Annotated in this window: 5 protein-coding genes; 1 reads left to right on the top strand and 4 read right to left on the bottom strand. The window is 75.2% G+C overall.

Annotation, left to right across the window (positions count from 1 at the left end):
• Positions 1-418: 418 nt before the first annotated feature.
• From ABZ454_RS14815 to ABZ454_RS14800, 4 genes are read right to left on the bottom strand one after another with little or no spacing between them, the layout of a single operon-like run.
• Positions 419-7,213 (bottom strand): beta-ketoacyl synthase N-terminal-like domain-containing protein, encoded by a 6,795-nt coding sequence (locus ABZ454_RS14815; protein WP_359538107.1) that lies wholly within the window; start codon positions 7,211-7,213, stop codon positions 419-421.
• Between the two features lie 42 nt (positions 7,214-7,255).
• Positions 7,256-13,306, bottom strand: a complete 6,051-nt coding sequence (locus ABZ454_RS14810) for an SDR family NAD(P)-dependent oxidoreductase (protein ID WP_359538105.1) — start codon at positions 13,304-13,306, stop codon at positions 7,256-7,258.
• Between the two features lie 56 nt (positions 13,307-13,362).
• Complete coding sequence (locus tag ABZ454_RS14805; protein WP_359538103.1) at positions 13,363-14,946, bottom strand: PfaD family polyunsaturated fatty acid/polyketide biosynthesis protein; 1,584 nt, start codon at positions 14,944-14,946, stop codon at positions 13,363-13,365.
• Between the two features lie 33 nt (positions 14,947-14,979).
• Complete coding sequence (locus ABZ454_RS14800; RefSeq protein ID WP_359538101.1) at positions 14,980-16,212, bottom strand: SDR family oxidoreductase; 1,233 nt, start codon at positions 16,210-16,212, stop codon at positions 14,980-14,982.
• A 774-nt stretch (positions 16,213-16,986) separates the two neighbouring features.
• On the opposite strand from ABZ454_RS14800, the gene ABZ454_RS14795 reads away from it, so the two are divergent.
• Complete coding sequence (locus tag ABZ454_RS14795; protein ID WP_359538100.1) at positions 16,987-18,336, top strand: hypothetical protein; 1,350 nt, start codon at positions 16,987-16,989, stop codon at positions 18,334-18,336.
• Positions 18,337-18,425: the final 89 nt, after the last annotated feature.

The raw sequence follows: 18,425 nt of genomic DNA, 5'->3' as shown, positions 1-18,425 counted from the left end.
GCCGGAACTCCGGGCGCTTTCCGCCCCCGAGGCCCCTGTCGGGTTTCAGGAACTGATCATTTCCGTGTAGGGCGCCGGGAACGCCGCTGCCGGCATTTCGTGGTGCCGGATCTGAAGATCATTACGGGTCGTCCTGTGCCCGAACTGCTGAAGCACGGTCAATCTAGACCATCACGGCCAGTGTGTGGAGGGGATGTGTGCAATTGGTTGACGCGCTTTGAAAGCGCCCCCCATCGGTAACCGCTTGCGGCCCTCTGGCACCACCGCGCACCCCGGCGGACCGCCCGGACCCGGGAGCCGGCTTCCGCGCGGAGCGCCCCTGCCCGATGGCCCTCGCGCCGCTGTCCGGCCAGGCCGGAGGCGGGAAGGGGGCTTGCCGCCCGCTCCTCGAACCGGCGCACGGTTTGCGGGAGCCGGGTCACCTGACGGCCGGTGGCCGTTCCTGCTCGGAGACCACGCGCATGCCCAGCCCCCGGACCCGGTAGATGCAGGTGTCGTCACCCCACAGCGACGCCTCGGCCACCGCATAGGCGCCCCGTTCGTCCGTGCCGCTCTCCACGACGTCCATGTCCACCCGGATGAGCCGGTGGGCGGGCGTGATCTGGCCGCGGTACGTCCAGGCCGTCTCGCGGCCGGGCAGCACCGGCTCGAAGCGCGGGCGGGGAACGCCGTCGGCCGCGCCGCGTTCGAGCAGGTACCACTGGAGCAGTTGGCACATGGCCTCCACACCCAGGGAACCGGGCTGCACCGGGTCCTGGAAGAAGTGGGCCCGGAAGAACCAGGCGTCCGGGCGCACGTCCTTCTCCGAGCGCAACCGGCCGAGTCCCGCGCTTCCGCCCTCAGGCCAGTATCCGGTGATCCGGTCCAGCATCAGCAGCATGGGACCCGGCAGACGCGGTTCCCCCGTGCGGTACGGGGCGGGCCGGGCGGTCAGATCGACCGTGCGGCCGCAGGGCTCGTCCAGACGCGCCCGGTCGTCCGCCGACGTCGCGAGACCCTGTTGCTCGTCGAAGGCCGACCGGGGGAAGTAGCCGAAGGCCGTGGAGAGTTCGAACACGGGCGTGCCGTCGGCCGTGCACGACACCCGGAACGACTCGATGACCATGTCACCGCCGGACGAGACGCGCGTCAGTTCGGCACGGGTACGGACCGTACGCGTCGCCGGCGTCACCTCCCCGGTGACCGTGCCCGAGCCGTCGAGGTTGCGGAACAGCAGGTCCACGTCGGTGGTCAGCGCGCTGCCCACGTACGAGGCGAGCCATCCGCAGGGCTGCAGCGCGGTCTCCATGAGCACGGCGAACGGCATGGTGCGGCCACCGCTCTGCTCGAAGTACCAGGCCTCCGCGGGCACGTCGTACTCCGCGACGACGGCGCTGCCCTCCCGCATCCCGGCCTGCGGTCCGTCCACCGAGACGATCCGGCTCATGAAGTGGTACGGCGGACCGGGAAGCCGGGCCACCCTTCGGGTGCCGTCGAAGGGCTCGTACATGGTGCCGAACGCCTCGCTCGGCCGGCCCCAGGCGCACGCCAGCAGCGAGGGGTAGTCGAAGGGGAATCCGTCGGCCGCCGTGGCCACCGGCTTCTCCTCCCGGTGCCCGGCCAGCCCGCCGAGCAGCGGGAGCGGCACAGGGGCTCCGCCGGCCTGGACGGCGGGCGGACCCGAGTGCCGCCAGTGCGACAGCGGCCAGTCGGGCACCAGGCGCAGCGCCATGCCGCGGCCCAGGAACGCCTTCGTGCCGTCCACCGAGCCCAGCACGTCGGCGTGGAGCGTCGGCACCGGCCCGGCCGAGACCCCGCGCACGAACACCTCGTAGACGACCTGCCGGCCTTCCGGGGTCGCCTGGCCCCGGCACATGGCCTTGTAAGGCTGTCCGCTGACCGGTTCGAAACGCCAGCCGTCCCGGTCGACGGTGAAGCCCATGGCCGTCAGGTAGAACGCCATCGCCTGGAGACCGCCCTGCAGCATCAGGGTGCCGGGCATGCAGGGGTCGTCCTTGAAATGCCCGGCGAAGAACCAGTCGTCCGGCGACAACGAGGTCTCGGCCCGCAGATAGCCCCGGCCCCACGGCCCTGCGGCCGGGTCGAACGCGGTCACCTCGTCCAGCAGCCGCAGCCGGTCCCCGTCGAGCCTCGGCGAGCGGATGTGGGCGGCCGTCGCCTCCCAGCCGGGCCCGAAGCAGTCCGCGGGCCGCCCCTGAGCCAGGGCCCGGACCCGGTCCGCGCCGAAACGGCTGCGTTCGCAGCGGACGGCGGGCGGATCGAGCGGCAGGCCCTCGCCGGGTGCGTCCTCGGCCGGATCCCAGCGCACACCACCGCTGCCGGCGAGCTCGGCCGGGGTGAAGAACCCTGCCTGGCCCTCGCGGACACTGAGCCGGAGTTCGCCGTCCACGAAGCAGTCGTAGTGGAAGAAGGCCAGCCGGACGCCCTCGGCCTCCGCGTGGCCGTCGACATGGATCTCGAAGGACAGGGTGTCACCGGCTTTCGGTGGCGCGCCGTGAAACGTCACCTCGCAGCCGAGCAGCCGGTAGGCGCGCTCGCCCCGGTTGAGGAGGTCGACCCCCAACCAGCTGAGGAGGAGCAGATCGGCCTGACCCGCCTCGATCAGCAGGCCGGCCGGCATGTGCCCCGTGGAGTCCAGGTACCAACTGCCGGGCAGGACGTCGGTCTCCGTCCAGATCCGGCCGTCCGTGCGCACCGGACCCGGCAGGGCGAGCGCCGCGGGCACCGCGTCGATGCCGGTGACCCGGTCCGCGAACAGCATGGGTGGCCCGGGCATCCGGGTCTGCACCGCGTACCCGTCCTGCTCGGCGAAGCGCGGGCCGAACAGGGCGGAGATCTCACCGGAGGCGAGGTACTCCAGCTGGGCGCGGTCGAACACCGGCCCCGGCCTCGTGGCCGGCGCGGGCGCCACGTCCGGAGCGGGAGTGGGCAGCGGCAGCGCACGGGGTGCCGGGCGCGCGCCGGCCGGAGGCGGAGGCGGGACGACCGGTCGAGGCGCGGCGGGGCCGGCCGGCCGTACGGGGCCGGGGTGTGCCGTTCCGGCGGCCGTCAGCGCCGTGACGGCGAGCGCCGACACCCGGAGGAACCGCTGATGGGCCTCGGCGGCCCCGGCCATGACCTCTTGGTGCAGCGCGGCGAGGCGCCGGCTCTGCCGGGCGACCGCGGCCCGGGCCCCCGCCGCCCCCTGCTCCCGCGGGCCTCCGGCAGGCGGCCGCAGCCGCTGGTCACCGGCGCCGGGAAGGGCGGGCGCTGCGGTGGCCGGGACGGTGGCGCGGCCGGAGTCCGGACGCGGCGGGGTGACCGGGGCGGCGGGCCGGCCGGAATCCCGGGAGGGCGGGGCGGCGGGGACGGGCACGGCGGGGGCGACGGGCCGGCCGGGGCTCCGGTCCGGTACCGGGGCGCGGCCGGGGCCGTCGTCGGGTACCCGGGCCAGCTCGGGAGCCCGGGGCAGGATCGTCACAGCGGGCTCCAGGGACGGCAGGCACGGGGACGCGACGACGGGGACGGTGACGGTGGGGCCGGGGCGCGGGAGCTCCGTGGCGGCCTCGGCGAGCCGGGCGAGCAACCCGTCGGCCCGCACCGGCACTCCGGCGACGACGAGTTCGGCGACGGCGAGGCACAGTTGCCGCAGACCGGTGCCGTCCGGGGCGTCCAGCGCGACGGCCACGTGCTCCCGGTCGCCGAGCACCCGCTTGATCCAGCCGGTGCACAGCTTGCGCGGCCCGTGCTCCACGAAGACCCGGACACCGTCGGCCCACGCCTGCTCGACCGTGGCCGCGAAGTCGATCGTGTTCAGCCCCTGGGCGGTCACCGCCTCGGCGGCGCGCTCGGTCGTCGGCCGGTACGCCTGCCCGGTGAACCCGCTGTAGAACCGCACTCCGGGCACCTCGACCGTGGGACGGGTGTGGGCTTCGCGCCACGCCTTCCGGACCTCCGCCAACTCCGGTGCGTGGGCGGCCATGTCGTACTCCAGCTCGATCGCGAGGCCGGCGCCGAGCCGGCCCACCACGGCCGCGCACGCCCGGGACTCGCCGCCGATGACGCAGATCCCGGGCGCGTTCACCGCCATCAGATGCACCGCGGCCTCCGTGGCGAGCTCCGCCCGGACCACGTCCGCAGGTGCGCCGACCAGATAGCTCGACCACCGGGTGCCCCCGATGCCCCGCCGCTCCCAGTGACGCCGGACCGCCCGGAGCTCACCGGTGAGCTCGGTCGTGAACAGGCCGCTGTCCCGGGTGGCTTCGTACAGTCCCGAGGCGTCGGGCCAGGCCCCCAGCGCGACCAGCGCGGTCGACTCGCCCGAGGAGTACCCGAGCGCCGCGTCCGGCCGCAGTCCGAGCACCTCGCGGCTGAACACGGTGTGGACCGTCGCCAGTTCGGCGGCCGCCCAGATCTGGCCGAGCACCCCCGGCTCCCGGGCGGCCCGCAGCCGCGTGCCGAGCGCCCGGTGAGCTTCCCGGACGGCCTCGCCGAGGGACGGCAGGGCGAGCATCAGCTCGTGGCCCATCCCCGGGTACGCGGCCGAGCCGTTGGTGTACACGAACGCGGTCTGCCCGGTGACCGGACGGTCCCGGTACAGCACGTCGGCCGGGCGGGCCCCGCCCTCCGTCAGCCAGCGGCGGGCGGCCTCCTTGCGGTCCGCCAGGGCGGTGTCGCCGTCGGCCACGAGGGCCAGCCGGGCCGGTCCGGCGCTGGACTCCGCGCCGGAGGCCAGCGCGGCCAGAACCTCCTGGCGGCCGGCCCCGGAGAAGACGTGCAGGCGTGGAGCGGGGCCCCGCAGCCACGGCCGGACGTCCCCCGCGCGCAGGCGTACGCCCGTGGCGGGCCCGTCCAGCGGTGTCACCACCGCCCGCGCGGTGTGGGCGACGGCCGCGGCGTCCGCGGGCCCGTCCGGACGGGGCACGGCGCGGTGCTGGAGCGAGAGCGCCGCGACGGCGACGGAGACCAGGCCGGACGCGGCATGGGCGCGCCCGAAGGCCGCCGCGGGATCGAACACCGCGTCGGGCCCGTCGCCGATGACCATGTCGGGCGCGTCGGCGGCCTCCTCGTCGAGCTCGTCGTCCAGCAGGGCGACGACGGTGTCGCCGTCCCTGCGTGCCGCGTCCAGAGGCTTGAGGACCAGGACGACGGCCGCGTCGCCCGGGACGTCCTCGCGCCCGAGTTCCCGCAGGGCGGCCCGGTGGACCGCCTCGCAGGACAGGTCGGCGGCACCGACGACCGCCGCGTCGGCCTCGCCCGACCGGAGGGCCCGAGCCGCGAGTCGCAGTGCGACCAGTCCGGAGGCCTCCTCGGCCGACACCGTGAACCCCGGGCCGCCCAGATCGAGTTGGGTGCTGATGCGGTTCGCCGCGAGGTTCGGCAAGCTGCCCACCACCCCCTCCGCCGTCATGGGCGGCGCGAACGCGTCCCGGGCGGCATCCGCCGACGGCACGGTGGAGGCCGGCCCCGCCTGCTCCAGCCAGTACGGAACGCGCCAGCGGGCGCCCGCCCGGGCCACCTCGGGGTGCACCCCCGTCCCGATGACCACCATGGTCCGTTCGCGGGGGAGACGCACCTCCCGTACGGCCTCTCGGGCGGCCTCCAGTACCAGGAGCTGGTGGCGCACGGTCCGCTCCAGGGCCAGCGGAGGGAAGCACAGGTCCGTGAGTTCCACGGCGATCCCCGTGGCGGGGCCCCGCCGTTCACCCCACAGCACCGCACGGCGGAGGTCCTCGGCTGACGTTCCCTCGCCGACCCGGGCACCGACGGCGACGATCGCCACCGGCGTACGGCCGCCGGCTGCGCCGGGTCCGGGAACCGCGCCCGGGCCCGAGGCGGGGCCGGCCGGTCCGGAGGGCAGCGGGACCGCGGCCACCGGCCCGCGCGCCGGCCGCCGCACGGCGGACGGGGGCGCGTCGTCCGCGGCGTCCACGATCAGGTGGGCGTTGGTCCCGCCGAACCCGAAGGCGCTCACCGCGGCCCTGCGGGGCCCCGCCCACTCCTCCGCCGCTGTGACCACCCGCAACGGCGTGCCCGCGAGCGCGTCCAGCGGCCGCCCCGCGCCGAGCGTCGCCGGGCGGACCCCCGCCCGCAGAGCACCGAGCACCTTGAGCAGTCCGGCGACGCCCGCCGAGGCGAGGAGGTGCCCGACATTGGACTTCACCGAGCCGATGGGCACGTCGGCACCGGCCCCGAAGACCCGGGCCATGCCGCGCGCCTCCACCGCGTCCCCGACCGGCGTCCCCGTCGCATGGCACTCGACCAGCGACACCGACCCGGGGGCGACGCCGGCCCTCTCGTACGCCAGGCGCATGGCCCGGACCTGCCCCTCCTCCGACGGACTGATGAGCCCCGAACCGCGCCCGTCGTTGGACAGCCCCACCCCGCGGATCACGCCGAGCACGGGCAGGCCGGCGGCCCGGGCCGCGGACAGCCGGGTCAGGGCGACGAACCCGGCGCCCTCGCCGTGCACCAGCCCGTCCGCGTCCCGGTGGAAGGGGCGGCTGCGTCCCGTGCGGCTGGTCGCGGACAACCCGCAGAACCCGACGTGCGGGAACAGAGGGTCGGGCCGGCTGACCGCACCGGCCACCATCAGGTCGGCCGTGCCGTCGTGCAGCCGGTCGCACGCCAGCTTGACCGCGTACAGCGAGGACGCGCAGGCGGCGTCGAGGGACCACGCGCCCGCGCCGAGCCCGAGCGCGCGGGCCGCGAGCCGGGCGGGCAGCCCGGAGGAGAAGCGGTTGCGGGCGTCGGGGCGCGTACGCCGCTCACCCGTCAGCAGGGCGTCACGGACCGGGGCCCGCTGCGCCGACAGCCAGACGTGTTCGGCGAAGGCAGCCCCGGCCGATGTGGGGTACGACAGGTTTCCCAGCACCAGCCCGCCGCGCGGCAGCGGGCCCTCGTGACCCGCCTCCGCGAGCGCCTGCCGCACTCCGTACAGCACCCAGTGGAAGAGCGGGTCCAGCGACGCGATCCGCTCCGGGGCGAGGCGGAAACCGCTCGGGTCGAAGACGGACTCGAACCCCTCGACGTAACCGCCGACATCGGTCCAGGTGCGGTCGAGGCAGTCGTCCACCGAGCCCATCGCCCAGCGGCGCGGCAACCGCCAGCGCCCCTCCGGGGCGGCCGACAGGCTGTTGCGGCCGGCGGCGATGTTCTCCCAGAACGTGTCCGGGTCGAGCGCGCCGGGCAGCACACAGCCCCGGCCGACGACGGCGATCGGTTCGACATCCATACGGGTACTCACTTCACGGCAGGGCGCGGGCCGGGGACGAGGTCAGGAGGGGCGACGGACGAGTTCGACACCGGTCAGTTCCACCAGGACGGACCCGTCGGCGTCGATCAGAGCCGCGTCGCAGCGCGCCCCCGTGGCGTGCGCCTTCCGTCCCCGCACGACACACCGCACGGCGCCGTCCACCGGACCGCGCCGGTACACCGCGCATTCGGCGACGGCCATCGGCAGCGTCGCCGCCCCGAGCACCGCCTCGCCCCAGAGCAGGGCGAGTTGGAGCGCGCCGTCCACCGCTGCCGGGTCGAGCGGCCAGGGCCCGCCCGCCCAGTCCAGGGCCCGCAAGCCCGCGACGGTCGCCTCGGCTCCGTGCTCCGAGACGCCGTGCACGGTGCGCAGGACGTGGAACCGGGGGCCGTGGAAGAGGGTTTTCCCCTCGTACACATCGGCCTGTTCGCACGGCTTGAGGCCGTCCGGGGCGACCCACGCGGCCGGATCCGGCACCCCGGTTCCGGTGTCCAGCACGGCCCGGAAGTGCGCCAGGCCGTCCTCGCCCCGCAGTTCCGCCTCCAGACCCGACGGTGAACCGGGTGCGCCCCGGCTGCCGAGCACGGTGAGCCGGTGGCCCGCACCCGCCAGTTCCGGCAGGGCGCACGTCCTGTACACCCGCAGATCGCGCAGGACGAGCGGCCCGGGTTCCGGCAGCCACGCCGTGGCCGCGCCCGCGAACCAGTTCAGGACCATCGCCAGGGGCAGCACGGGCACGCCGGCCGGCGCGTGGTCGGCCAGGTGCGGCGAGTTGTCCGAGCGGACCAGCACCTGGGCCCGGGACGGACCACCGGCCGGGGACAGGGCCGCCGGGTCGTCCCCGGCCGCCAGGACGACGCGGGCCTCACCGACGGCACCGTCCAGCTCGGCCGTGAAAGCGGCCGCGCCCCGCTCCAGCGGGATGAGCGGGACCCCGGCCCGGCCGAAGCGCGCGGCCAGGGCGGGCGTGACCATGCCGCCCTGCCAGGGGCCCCAGGCCAGGCACCGCACCAGGCAGCCGGGGCGGCGGGCCTGTTCGGCAGACGCGACCTGGTGCAGGACCTCGTTGGCCATGGCGTAGTCGCTCTGGCCCGGGTTCCCGAACACGGCGGCCACGGAGGAGAACAGGCAGATCGTGTCCAGGGGGTCGTCCGCCGTCGCCGCGAGCAGCGCCCGCAGACCGTCCACCTTGGTGGACATCACCAGCTCGGCCTGATCGGCGCCCTTGTCGGCGATCAGCTTGTCGGCCAGGACCCCCGCACCGTGCACGATGCCGGTGACCGGCCCCCATGCGTCGCGTACGTCGTTCAGGGCGGCGGCGAGGGCGTCACCGTCGCGGGCGTCCACCTGGACGTACCGGACGGGTGACCCGGCTGCCTCCAGCGCCGCCAGGGTCGCGCGCACCTCGCGCGCCGCCAGCACCTCCCGTGCCCGCTCCGCGATCCGGGCGGGCGAGGAGTCCGCCGCGTCCCCGGTGGAGCGTTCGGCGAGCAGACGGGTCAGCGTCGGCTCGTCGGCGGCCGGAGCCAGCCAGGCGGGTTCGGCGGCCGGGTCGGTCCTGCCCACCAGCACGATCCGCGGACGGTGCGTCCTGGCCAGGTCCAGCAGGGCGGCGGCGGTCACCCCACGGGCCCCGCCCGTGGCCACGATCACCGAAGCGGAGGTGATCCGCCGGGTGCCGTCGGGCGTCACCGGCTCGGGCGCCATCCGCAGCAGGGCGCGGGTACCGTCCGCGCGGAGGCCGACCTCCATGTCGGCACCGCCTTCGAGGAGTTCCCGCACGACCGCCTCGGCGACCTCCTCGTCGTCCCGGCCGCCCCGCTCGCAGTCGATGATCCTGACCGAGGCGTCGGGCCACTCCTTCGCCGCGGTCCTGGCCAGACCGGCGACCCCGCCCAGCCACGCGCGATCGGGCGCGTGGCCCCCGAGGCCGAAGTCGCCCCCGGTGTCCTGGACCGTCACGAACAGCGCGCCGCCTCCGGCCGCCTGTGCCGCCACCGCACGCGCGGCACGGAACGCCGACCGGTGGACCTCCTCCGCTTCGTCCTGCGCGCCGCTCGCGGTCAGCCCGCCGAGATGGACGACAGCGCGTGCGTCCGCGGGCACCTCCGCCACGGCGGTGGCGTCCGCGCCGAGCTCCGTCAGCATGCGGGCGACGAGGCCCGTCAGCCCGGAGCCGCCCGTGCCCTCGCCGGTCACCACGACCGGCCCGTCGAGCAGTCCCGCCGTCGCCAGGCCGGACGCCGGCGACTCCACCGCGCGCGGCACCAGCCTGGCCAGCGCCGCCTGCCCTCCGGGGTCGGTGCGCAGGGCGGGAATGCCGGGCGTCTCCGGGGTGTCGGCCAGGTCCTGGGAGCCGGCCACGTCCTGGGCGGGTACGAGCCCCCCGGGAGGCCGGGCCTCGCCGATGAGCGCCTCGACGATCTCCCGCAGCGTCCGGAGCTTGCCGAGGTGGCCGAGGTCTCCTGCGGCCATGTCACCCACCTGACGGCGTACGGCGGACAGGATCTCGACGCGCTTGATGGAGTCGACCCCCAGATCCGCCTCCAGCTCCATGTCCATGTCCAGCATGTCGGTGGGATAGCCGGTGAGCCGGGCCACCACCGACAGGAGCAGCTCCTCCAGCTCCGACGGTGACAGGGCCGCGGCACCATCAGCTGGTGCTGGTGCTGGTGCTGGTGCTGGTGCCGGCGCACGTGTCGCGACCGGCATGGGCGAGGGCGTTGTCCCGGCCCCGATCGGCGCGGAGGGCGCGGTGGGCGCCGGGGTGGCCGGGGCCTGCCCGGCCGCCGGGACGCCGGCGACGACCGGAGCCGGTGCGCGCGGCGACGAGGGCCGGGGGAGCGGCAGCGGCACGGGGGCAGCCACGGCGTCGGGCGCCTCCGTCGTGCGGGGCACCCCGAGCATCGCGGCCATGGTCGTCTCGGTCATCCGGAGAAAGGCCATGTGGCTGTCCACCAGCATGCGTTGACAGGCCGCGTGGGCCTCCGCGGTGTGCCGCTGGACCTGTTCGACCGCGGCGTACCAGTCGGCGCCGACGGCGGCCCCGGCCTCGGCGCCCTGGGCGGGACCGGCCTTGTGCGCGGGTTCCGGCGCCCATGCCTGCCCGTCGGCCGGCGGCTGCGGGGCGGGTACGGGAGCCGGGGCGTACACGGGAACGGGGACCGCCTGAGTCTTGGCTGCGGGGACGTGCGCGGGGGCGGGCCGCGGCCGGTGTTCCGGCTCACGGTCCGGTACGGCCGGCGCTTCGTCGGCTGCGGCGCGGGGCGGGTGGAGCTGACCGTAGTTGGCTCCGCTGATCTTCACGGTCATTCGGGGCTGGTGCTCCTTGGCTGAGGTTCCGGGCGAGCCGTACGGCGCCCAGAGAGAGTCGAGATCGAGGGGGACGCCGAGCACGGCGAGTTCACCGAGCGCGGTGTGCAGGGCGCCGACCCCGGACCGGCCCGGCCGGTCCAGCGGAACGGCCGTGTGCGGGCGGTCGCCGAGGATCTGCCCCACCAGGCCGGTCAGCGCGGCGCCCGCGCCGACTTCGACGAAGGTGCGCACCCCTGCCGCGTACATCGCCTCGATCTGGTCCTGGAAGAGCACCGGTGAGGCGAGATGACCGGCGATCCGTCGGCGCACCTCGTCGGGCGTCGAGGGGTACGGTGCCGCGTCGGCGTTCCCGTAGACCTCGATGCCGGGCTCGGCGAGCGGCACCGTGCGCAGGTACGCGGCGAACGGCTCGGCGGCCGGGGCGACCAGCGGGCTGTGGAAGGCGGTCGAGGCGGTCAGCCGACGGGTGCCCACCCCCTCGGCCGCGAACGCCTTCTCGGCGCGCCCGACGGCCTCCCGCGCGCCCGAAAGCACCACCTGGCGCGGGGAGTTGTGGTTGGCCGTCCAGATGTCGCCGAACCCGCCGGCGGCCAGCACCTCCGCCACGCGCGCGCGGTCCGCCGCCACCGCCAGCATCGCGCCCGGGGTGAGCGCCGCGTCCCGCATCAGCTCCCCGCGGCGACGGGCCAGACCCACCAGCGACCCGGCGTCCAGCACCCCCGCGCAGTGCAGCGCCACCAGCTCACCGAAGCTGTGGCCCGCCACGCAGTCCGGCCGCAGTCCCAGCTCCCGCACCACCTCCAGCAGCGCGATCGCGTGCACCGCGAGCGCGGGCTGCGCCCACTCGGTGGCGTCCAGCAGGTCCCGCCGGGCCGCACGTTCCGCGTCGGTGAAGGCGGGCGGCGGGAACACGGCCCGGTGCAGGGGCCGTCCGTCGAAGCGGGTGCCGCCCAGCCGGTCCCACACGGCCTGGGCGGCCGGCGCCAGCATGGCGAGATCGGCTCCCATCGCGACGTACTGGGACCCCTGGCCCGGGAACAGGAAACCGATGCGGCCGGGTGCCGGCTCCCCGCACGCGTACCGGATGCCGGAGGGGGTGGAGAACGCCGTGCCGGGCCGCTGCCGGATGAGCGCGAGCGCCTGCGCGGACTTCTGCCGCAGGTCCTCGCCGTCGGTGGCGACGACGGCCAGCCGCATCCGGGCGGCCGGCGAGAAGGAGGCGTGGCTCTCCCGTGCCGACGCGGACAGCGGACGGCCGTCGTCCCGCGGCGGCGCAAGGTCCGACGGGGAGTCGCCGCTGAACAGGACGAGTTCGCTCGGGGCCGTGCGGTGGCGCAGGGCCGCGCGGCCCGGCGCGCCCGAGGGCACGTACTCCTCCAGCGTCACGTGGAAGTTGCTGCCGCCGAAGCCGAAGCTCGACACCGACGCCCGGCGCGGATGCCCGGCGGGCCGTACCCACGGGCGGGTCTCCGTGTTGACGTAGAACGGGCCGTCGGGGGCGGCGGCCGCCGGGTTCGGCTGTTCCACCTTGACGGTCGGCGGCAGCACCTTGTGGTGCAGCGCCATGAGCGCTTTGAGCAGCCCCGCCGCACCCGCCGCGCACTTGGTGTGGCCGATCTGCGACTTGACCGAACCGATCGCGCACCACTGCCCGTCCGTACGGCCCGACGCGCCGAACACCTCGCTCAGGGCCGCCAGTTCGGCGGTGTCCCCGGCTCTCGTTCCGGTCCCGTGCGCTTCGACGAGCTCCACGGTCTCCGGTCCGTAACCCGCCGCCTCGTAGGCACGTCGCAGGGCTCGTGCCTGCCCGTCGGGCAGTGGGGCGTAGATCGCCGTGCTCCTGCCGTCGGACGAGGTGCCGATGCCCCGGATCACGGCATGGATCCGGTCGCCGTCCCGCTCGGCGTCGGACAGCCTCTTCAGTGCGTACATGACGACCGCTTCACCCAGCATGGTGCCGTCGGCCGCGGCCGAGAACGGCCGGCAGTCACCGCTGGGGGACAGCGCGGGCGTCTTGGAGAAGCACAGGAACATGCCGATGTCGTTCCCCGTGTCCACGCCTCCGCTGATCACCAGGTCGGCCCTGCCGAGCGCCAGTTCACCGACCGCCGTGGACAGGGCCGCGAGGGAACTGGCACAGGCGGCGTCGGTGGTGTGGTTGATGCCGTGCAAATCGAACCGGTTCGCGATCCGGCCCGCGACGACGTTGCCGAGCAGCCCGGGGAAGGACGATTCCCGCCACGGCGTGAAACGGGCCGCGATGCGGTCGCACACGGCCTGCGCCTCGCTCTCCGCGAGTCCGCTCTCCCGTAGCCCGGCGAGCCACAACGGGCGCTGGGAGCGCCCGTACATGTGCGGGAGGAGCTCCAGGGCGGCCGCGCCGAGGACGACGCCGGTCCGGTCCCGGTCCACCCCGGCCGAGCCGCCGGCGTCGGCCAGGACCTGGTCGGCGACCATCAGGGCGAGGAGCTGGGAGGAGTCCGTCGCCGACAGGTTGGCGGGGGGCACCCCGTAAGCCATCGGGTCGAAGTCCACCTCCGGCAGGAAGGCGCCCCGCCGGGCGTACGTCTTGTCGGGGGCGGCCGGGTCCGGGTCGTAGTGGTCCTCCACCCGCCAGCGGGAGGGTGGCACCTCGGTGATCAGGTCACGGCCCCCGGTCACGATCCGCCAGTACCCGGCCGCGTCCATCGCGCCGGGCACCAGGGCGCCCACGCCGACCACGGCGACGGGAACGCGGTGGGGCGGGGTTGCGTGCACGGTCTCTCCTCGGGGTGGGGCGGCCGGCAGGGGCGCCTTCGCGCCGTCGGGGCCGCTCACGCCAGCTCGCACGGCGTGTAGGTGAACGCGTCGGGCGGCAAAGGCACGCCGTAGGTGCGGAGTTGATGGGCTCTGGTGAGCACCGCGGCCCCTTCGAGGAGGTTGAGCGCGATCTGCACCACGGACCGGTTCGCCGGTTCCGCCAGCACGGTGCCCGCCACCCACCGGTTGAACGCGCCCATCGCCGGCCCGCACCAGATCTGGAAGTCGGCCCGCCGCGCCGCGTCGCCGGTGATCGCCCACCGGCTCGAACTGCCCAGGTACCAGCGGAAGACCAGGGCCATGCGGTGCTTGGGGTCGGCCTGCGCCCGCGTGATCTCCGACGGGTCGCGCTGTTCCCAGAAGGCTCGTGTGCGCTGCCAGATCTCGTCGAACGGGGCACGCAGCACGTCCCGTTCGAAAAGGGCGCGCAGCGCGGACGGGATCTCCTCCAGCGAACCGTGCGCCCGGTACGCCGCGTGGAGCCGGCCGGCCCGCTGGGCGAACAGCGTTCCCCGGGACAGCACTTGCAGTTTCACGCCGAGTTCGAACATGTCGGCCGCCGGCGCCATGGTCACATCGGCGATGTCCGCGTCGCAGAGCATCGCCTTGGCCTCGTCGGACAGGCCGGCCTCGGTGGCGGTCTGGTTGACCGACCCGACGACCACGTAGGACGCGCCGAGGGCGAAGGCGGCGGCCACCGCGTCCGGTGTGCCGAGGCCGCCGGCCGCGCCGATCCGGACCGTCCGGCGGTAGCCGTACCGGCGGCACAGGGTGTCGCGCAGGACCGTGATCCTCGGCAGGACGACCGACAACGGCCGGTTGTCCGTGTGCCCGCCGCTGTCCGCCTCCACGGTGATGTCCTCGGCCACCGGGACCAGGGCCGCCAGCTCCGCCTCCTCCCGGGTCAACTTCCCCTGGGCGACGAGCGGGTCCAGGAGTGCCGCCGGGGCGGGAGACAGGAACCTCTCGGCGACCTCGGGCCGGGAGACCTTGGCGAGCATCCGCGTACGCCGGACGATGTCGCCGTCCGCACCCCGGCGCAGTCCCCGCGCCGCACACCACACGACGGCCGGCGTCAGCTCCATGAACGCCGACGCGGAGATCCGGGGGACACCGCACCGCAGCAGCAGTTCGGCGACGCGCGACTCCAGCGCCGGTTCGGCCGGTGAGTGGATGAGGTTCACGCCCCAGTTCGGGCGCGGTCCCAGCTCGTGGGCCAGCGTGTGGACGGCCCGCTCCACCTCTGCGTACGCCAGCCCGCCCGCGCCGAAGAACCCGAGCATGTCCGCCCGGGCCATCGCCGACACCATCGCGGTGGTGGCGATGCCGTTCGCCATCTCGCCCGCCACATAGGGGAAGCGGACGCCGTGCGCCTCGCAGAACGTACGGCCGCCGAGCCACTCGGGATACAGCGGGGGCAGCGTGCCGAGCACCCTGCCACCGGGGGAAGGACCGGCCGCGAGCCCCAGCTCACGGCCGTCCGGCCCGCTGACCACATGGACGGGCTCGCGGATCCGCCGGGCCAGGGCCGCGATCCCGTGCGGGGAGAAGACCGGCGGGGACGTGGCGGGGGAGCCGGGAGCTGCGAGGACGGACAAGGAGAGGCTCCAACGGAAGAGGATGTCTGCTGGTCAGGCGTGTCGGACGGGCGGGCAGGCGGTCACGGGCGTGTCCGCCGGCCCGGAGGGCGCCCGCCCCCGCCGGGCCAGGCCGGACCAGAGGTAGTCGAGGCCCACCGGGGCGGATATGGCCGAAGGCCCCAGCGACGACCGGACCCGAGTGTCGTCGAACCGCCGCCGGTGGGCGAGGTAGGAGGTCATGCCCGGGTAGAAGTCCAGCAGCGCCTCCAGCGCCGACGGGTCGTCCGGCTTTTCGGCGACCAGGTCGATCGCGAGCGGGATCAGCCGTTCCAGCAGGGTCACGACCGTCGGCACGGGCACATCGCGGTCATGGACGACGTGGTACGTGTCGACCCCGCCCGAGGGCGTCAGGGCGGCCAGCCGCACCATGACCTCGGCCGCGTGCTCCACCTGCAGCAGGTTCAGCCGGCCGTGCGGATGCCCCACCGTCCGGACACGGGGACGGCCCACCGCCACGGGGCCGGAAGGGCCGCCGTCCGGAAGGCCGCGGCACTGGTCGCGCGGCCCGGGAACGCGGTCCGGCGCGGCCCCGTCCGCGCACCCGGAGCCCGCGGCGCGCCGCGCGTCACGAAGGATCCGCTCGATGACCATCAGCGGGTGCGAGGGCAGTTCGGGGTGCGGCGGCAGATCGGTGACCAGGATGCTCGGCCGCAGGACCAGGACGGCGCGGCCGTGTTCCCTGGACCACGCGTGGACCAGCAGCTCCGCCTCGTACTTGGAGCGTTCGTAGGCGTTCTCGAAGCCGCAGGCATCGTCCAGCTCGTCCTCGTACGCCACCCCTTCGCGCCGCGCCCCGGCCACGAAGGCGGTGCTCACGTGATGGACCACGGGTCGCTGCCGGCCCGCGGCGGCCAGCTCCAGGATGTGCCGGGTCCCTTCGACGTTGGTCCGGCGCAGGGTGGGGAGGTCCCCCTCCAGATTGATGCTGCCCGCACTGTGCCAGAGCGCGCCGATGTCGTCGGCCAGCTCGTGGAACCTCCGCGCGGACAGCCCCAGCCGGGGTTGTGCCAGATCGGTCTCCACCACCCGTAAGCGGCCGGGGAGACCGGCGGTGAACGCCTGCGGAGCGCCTGTCAGTTCGAAGAACCGGGTGACGCGGTGCAGAGCGTCTCCCGACCCGGCGTGGGTCAGGACCGTCAGCGTCCGGTGCGTGTCGAGCAGACGACGTAACAGGCGCAGTCCGAGAAATCCGGTGGCGCCGGTGAGGGCGACGTGCACGACCATGGCTCCAAAAGCATCGAAAGGGCGTCCCGCGACCGTGTGCGGGAATGAACGAGGGACGGCGCCGGGTGGCGACCGGGGAACGGCGGAACGGGACGCCGCCGCCCGTCCCACGACACGGAGTGTCACCGGCGGTCGTGCCGCGCGCGGCCCCACGGGTTTGGCCGGTCCGGTTGCGGCGCGTGCTCGCCGGTTCCCCGACGCCCCGGCCCTGCCCAGGGCCCCTCAGGCCGGGTCCGGTGATCTCCGGCGCACGGCACACGATGTCAGACCGTGGGCAGGGCAGGCCCCCTGAGGCGACCTGCTCACCCGAACGAAGTACACCGCGCTCCGAGTCGCGCGCTCCGCACCTGTGGCGACACCCCGCCGCAGGCCAGGGCACCCGTACGTACGGGGTGACGGCACGTACCCGGAGCGTGGGTCCCCCCTTCGAGGGATTTCCCAGGCGGTGTTCCGGGCGCGGCTTTCCCGGGTGCCCGGTGCCGGGGGCGTCGGGTCCCGAAGGGCAGCGGGCCAGTCACGGCACGGGGGAACGGGTGCGGCGGGGCCGGAAAGCGGATGCGGCCGTCCACCGCCTGCGGGCAGGAGCGGGGCGGCTGCGGGCAGGGGCGGCGTCCCGGCCCCGGACGGATGCGCTACGACCGGTGGTCATCCTGAGGGCCGGCCCGGGCGGACGGGCTGCCCGGTCCGGTGCCCGTCGCTGTCACCCCGCTCGTGCTCCGCCCGCCCTCCTCCCGCCGGTCCGCTCGCCGCCGGCCAGAACTGGAGCCCTGCCCCATGCCCGATTCCGATCAGTCCACCCGGTCCGCCTCTTCGGATCCCTCCGTCCGGCCCGGCCGGTCCGTACCCGCTCCCCGCCACCCCGCCCACCCCGTCGACCGCGCGTTCCTCAACCTGGAACGCCGCCGGCCGGACGTCCGTTGGGACGCCGGAGGCGTCGCGTACCTCAGCGGCCCGCCCCCGGCCCTGGCCGACCTCCGCGCGTACGTCGGCTTCCGCCTGGGCGACCTCCCCCTGCTCACGAGCCGGGTCGAGGGCGGCCGGCGGCCCCGGTGGCAGCCGGACGCCGACTTCGCCGTCGAACGGCACGTGCACGAGGTCGTCGCCGACGGCCCCGACGCCTGGGACTCCGCTCTGAACACCGCGCTCAACGCCCCGTTCGCCCCGGGCGCCTACTGGGGGGTCTGGCTCGTCCACGGCCACGCACCCGACGCGTACGCCGTGTGCTACCGCTTCCGGCACGCCTGCCAGGACGGTTCGGCCGCCGCCATGACCTTCCGGACCATGCTGGGCGAGGGGGAGCCCTCGGCCCGCCCGGTGCCGGGCCGGGGCCGCGGGGCCGGGGTGCCGCGGCGCGTGGGCGCGGCCGTCGGGCTGGCCACGAAGTTCGTGGCGGGCTCCCTCGCCGTCCGCGGGTACCGTCCCGACGCCGCGTTCGTCCCGTCCGGGGAGCAGCGCCTGTGGCGGGGCCGCGTGGCGGTGGACACCCTCCGACGGATCGGCGCGGCGCGCGACGGCTCGGCCCACGACGTCCATCTCGCCGCACTCACCGGGGCGTTGTCGGCCTGGTCGGCCCGGTCCGGCGTACCGCTCCCGCGGGTGACGGCCGTCCTGCCCGTCGACGCACGCCGCGCCGACGAGGAACAGACGTGGGGGAACCGCTGTTTCGCCCTGCCGCTGGAGTTGCCCGTAGGGGCCGCCTCGCACCACCCGGACGGGTCCCCCGACGCTGAGGCGCCCCTGCGGCGTCTGGACCACGTCATGGCCGCGACCCGGAAGTTGCGGGGCGAGACCTGGCGGCAGGCCATTCAGGACCTGGTCCGCTTCATGCCGGGCCGCCCCACGGAGTGGTACCTGCGCAGGGTGCTCTCCCCGCGCCTCACCAACGTCATGGCCACCTCCATGCCGCTCGCCGACCGGGGGAGCCTGGGGGAGACGCAGGTGACGGGCACCGCGCTGCTGCCCCTGCTCGTGCCCGGCCACCTCTTCGGGGTGGGCCTATCGTTCTTCGGCGACTGGGCCGAGGTGTCCTTCGTCGCCGATCGCGCCCTTCCGCTGGGGGGACTGCTGCCGGAGCTGTGGGAGCAGGCCGTGGAGGAACTGGACTTGAGCTCAGCCCCGGTGTGAGCCCGGGCGGCGGGCGCGGACGGCTCGCGGAGGGGGCGCGTCGCAGGTCCCCAATGAGCCGAGCGGCCGGCGCGGAGAGGTCGCGCAGG

This window comes from Streptomyces sp. NPDC005803 (genome assembly GCF_040630435.1).
Lineage (GTDB): Bacteria > Actinomycetota > Actinomycetes > Streptomycetales > Streptomycetaceae > Streptomyces.
This window is presented reverse-complemented; position numbering and strand designations above follow the sequence as displayed.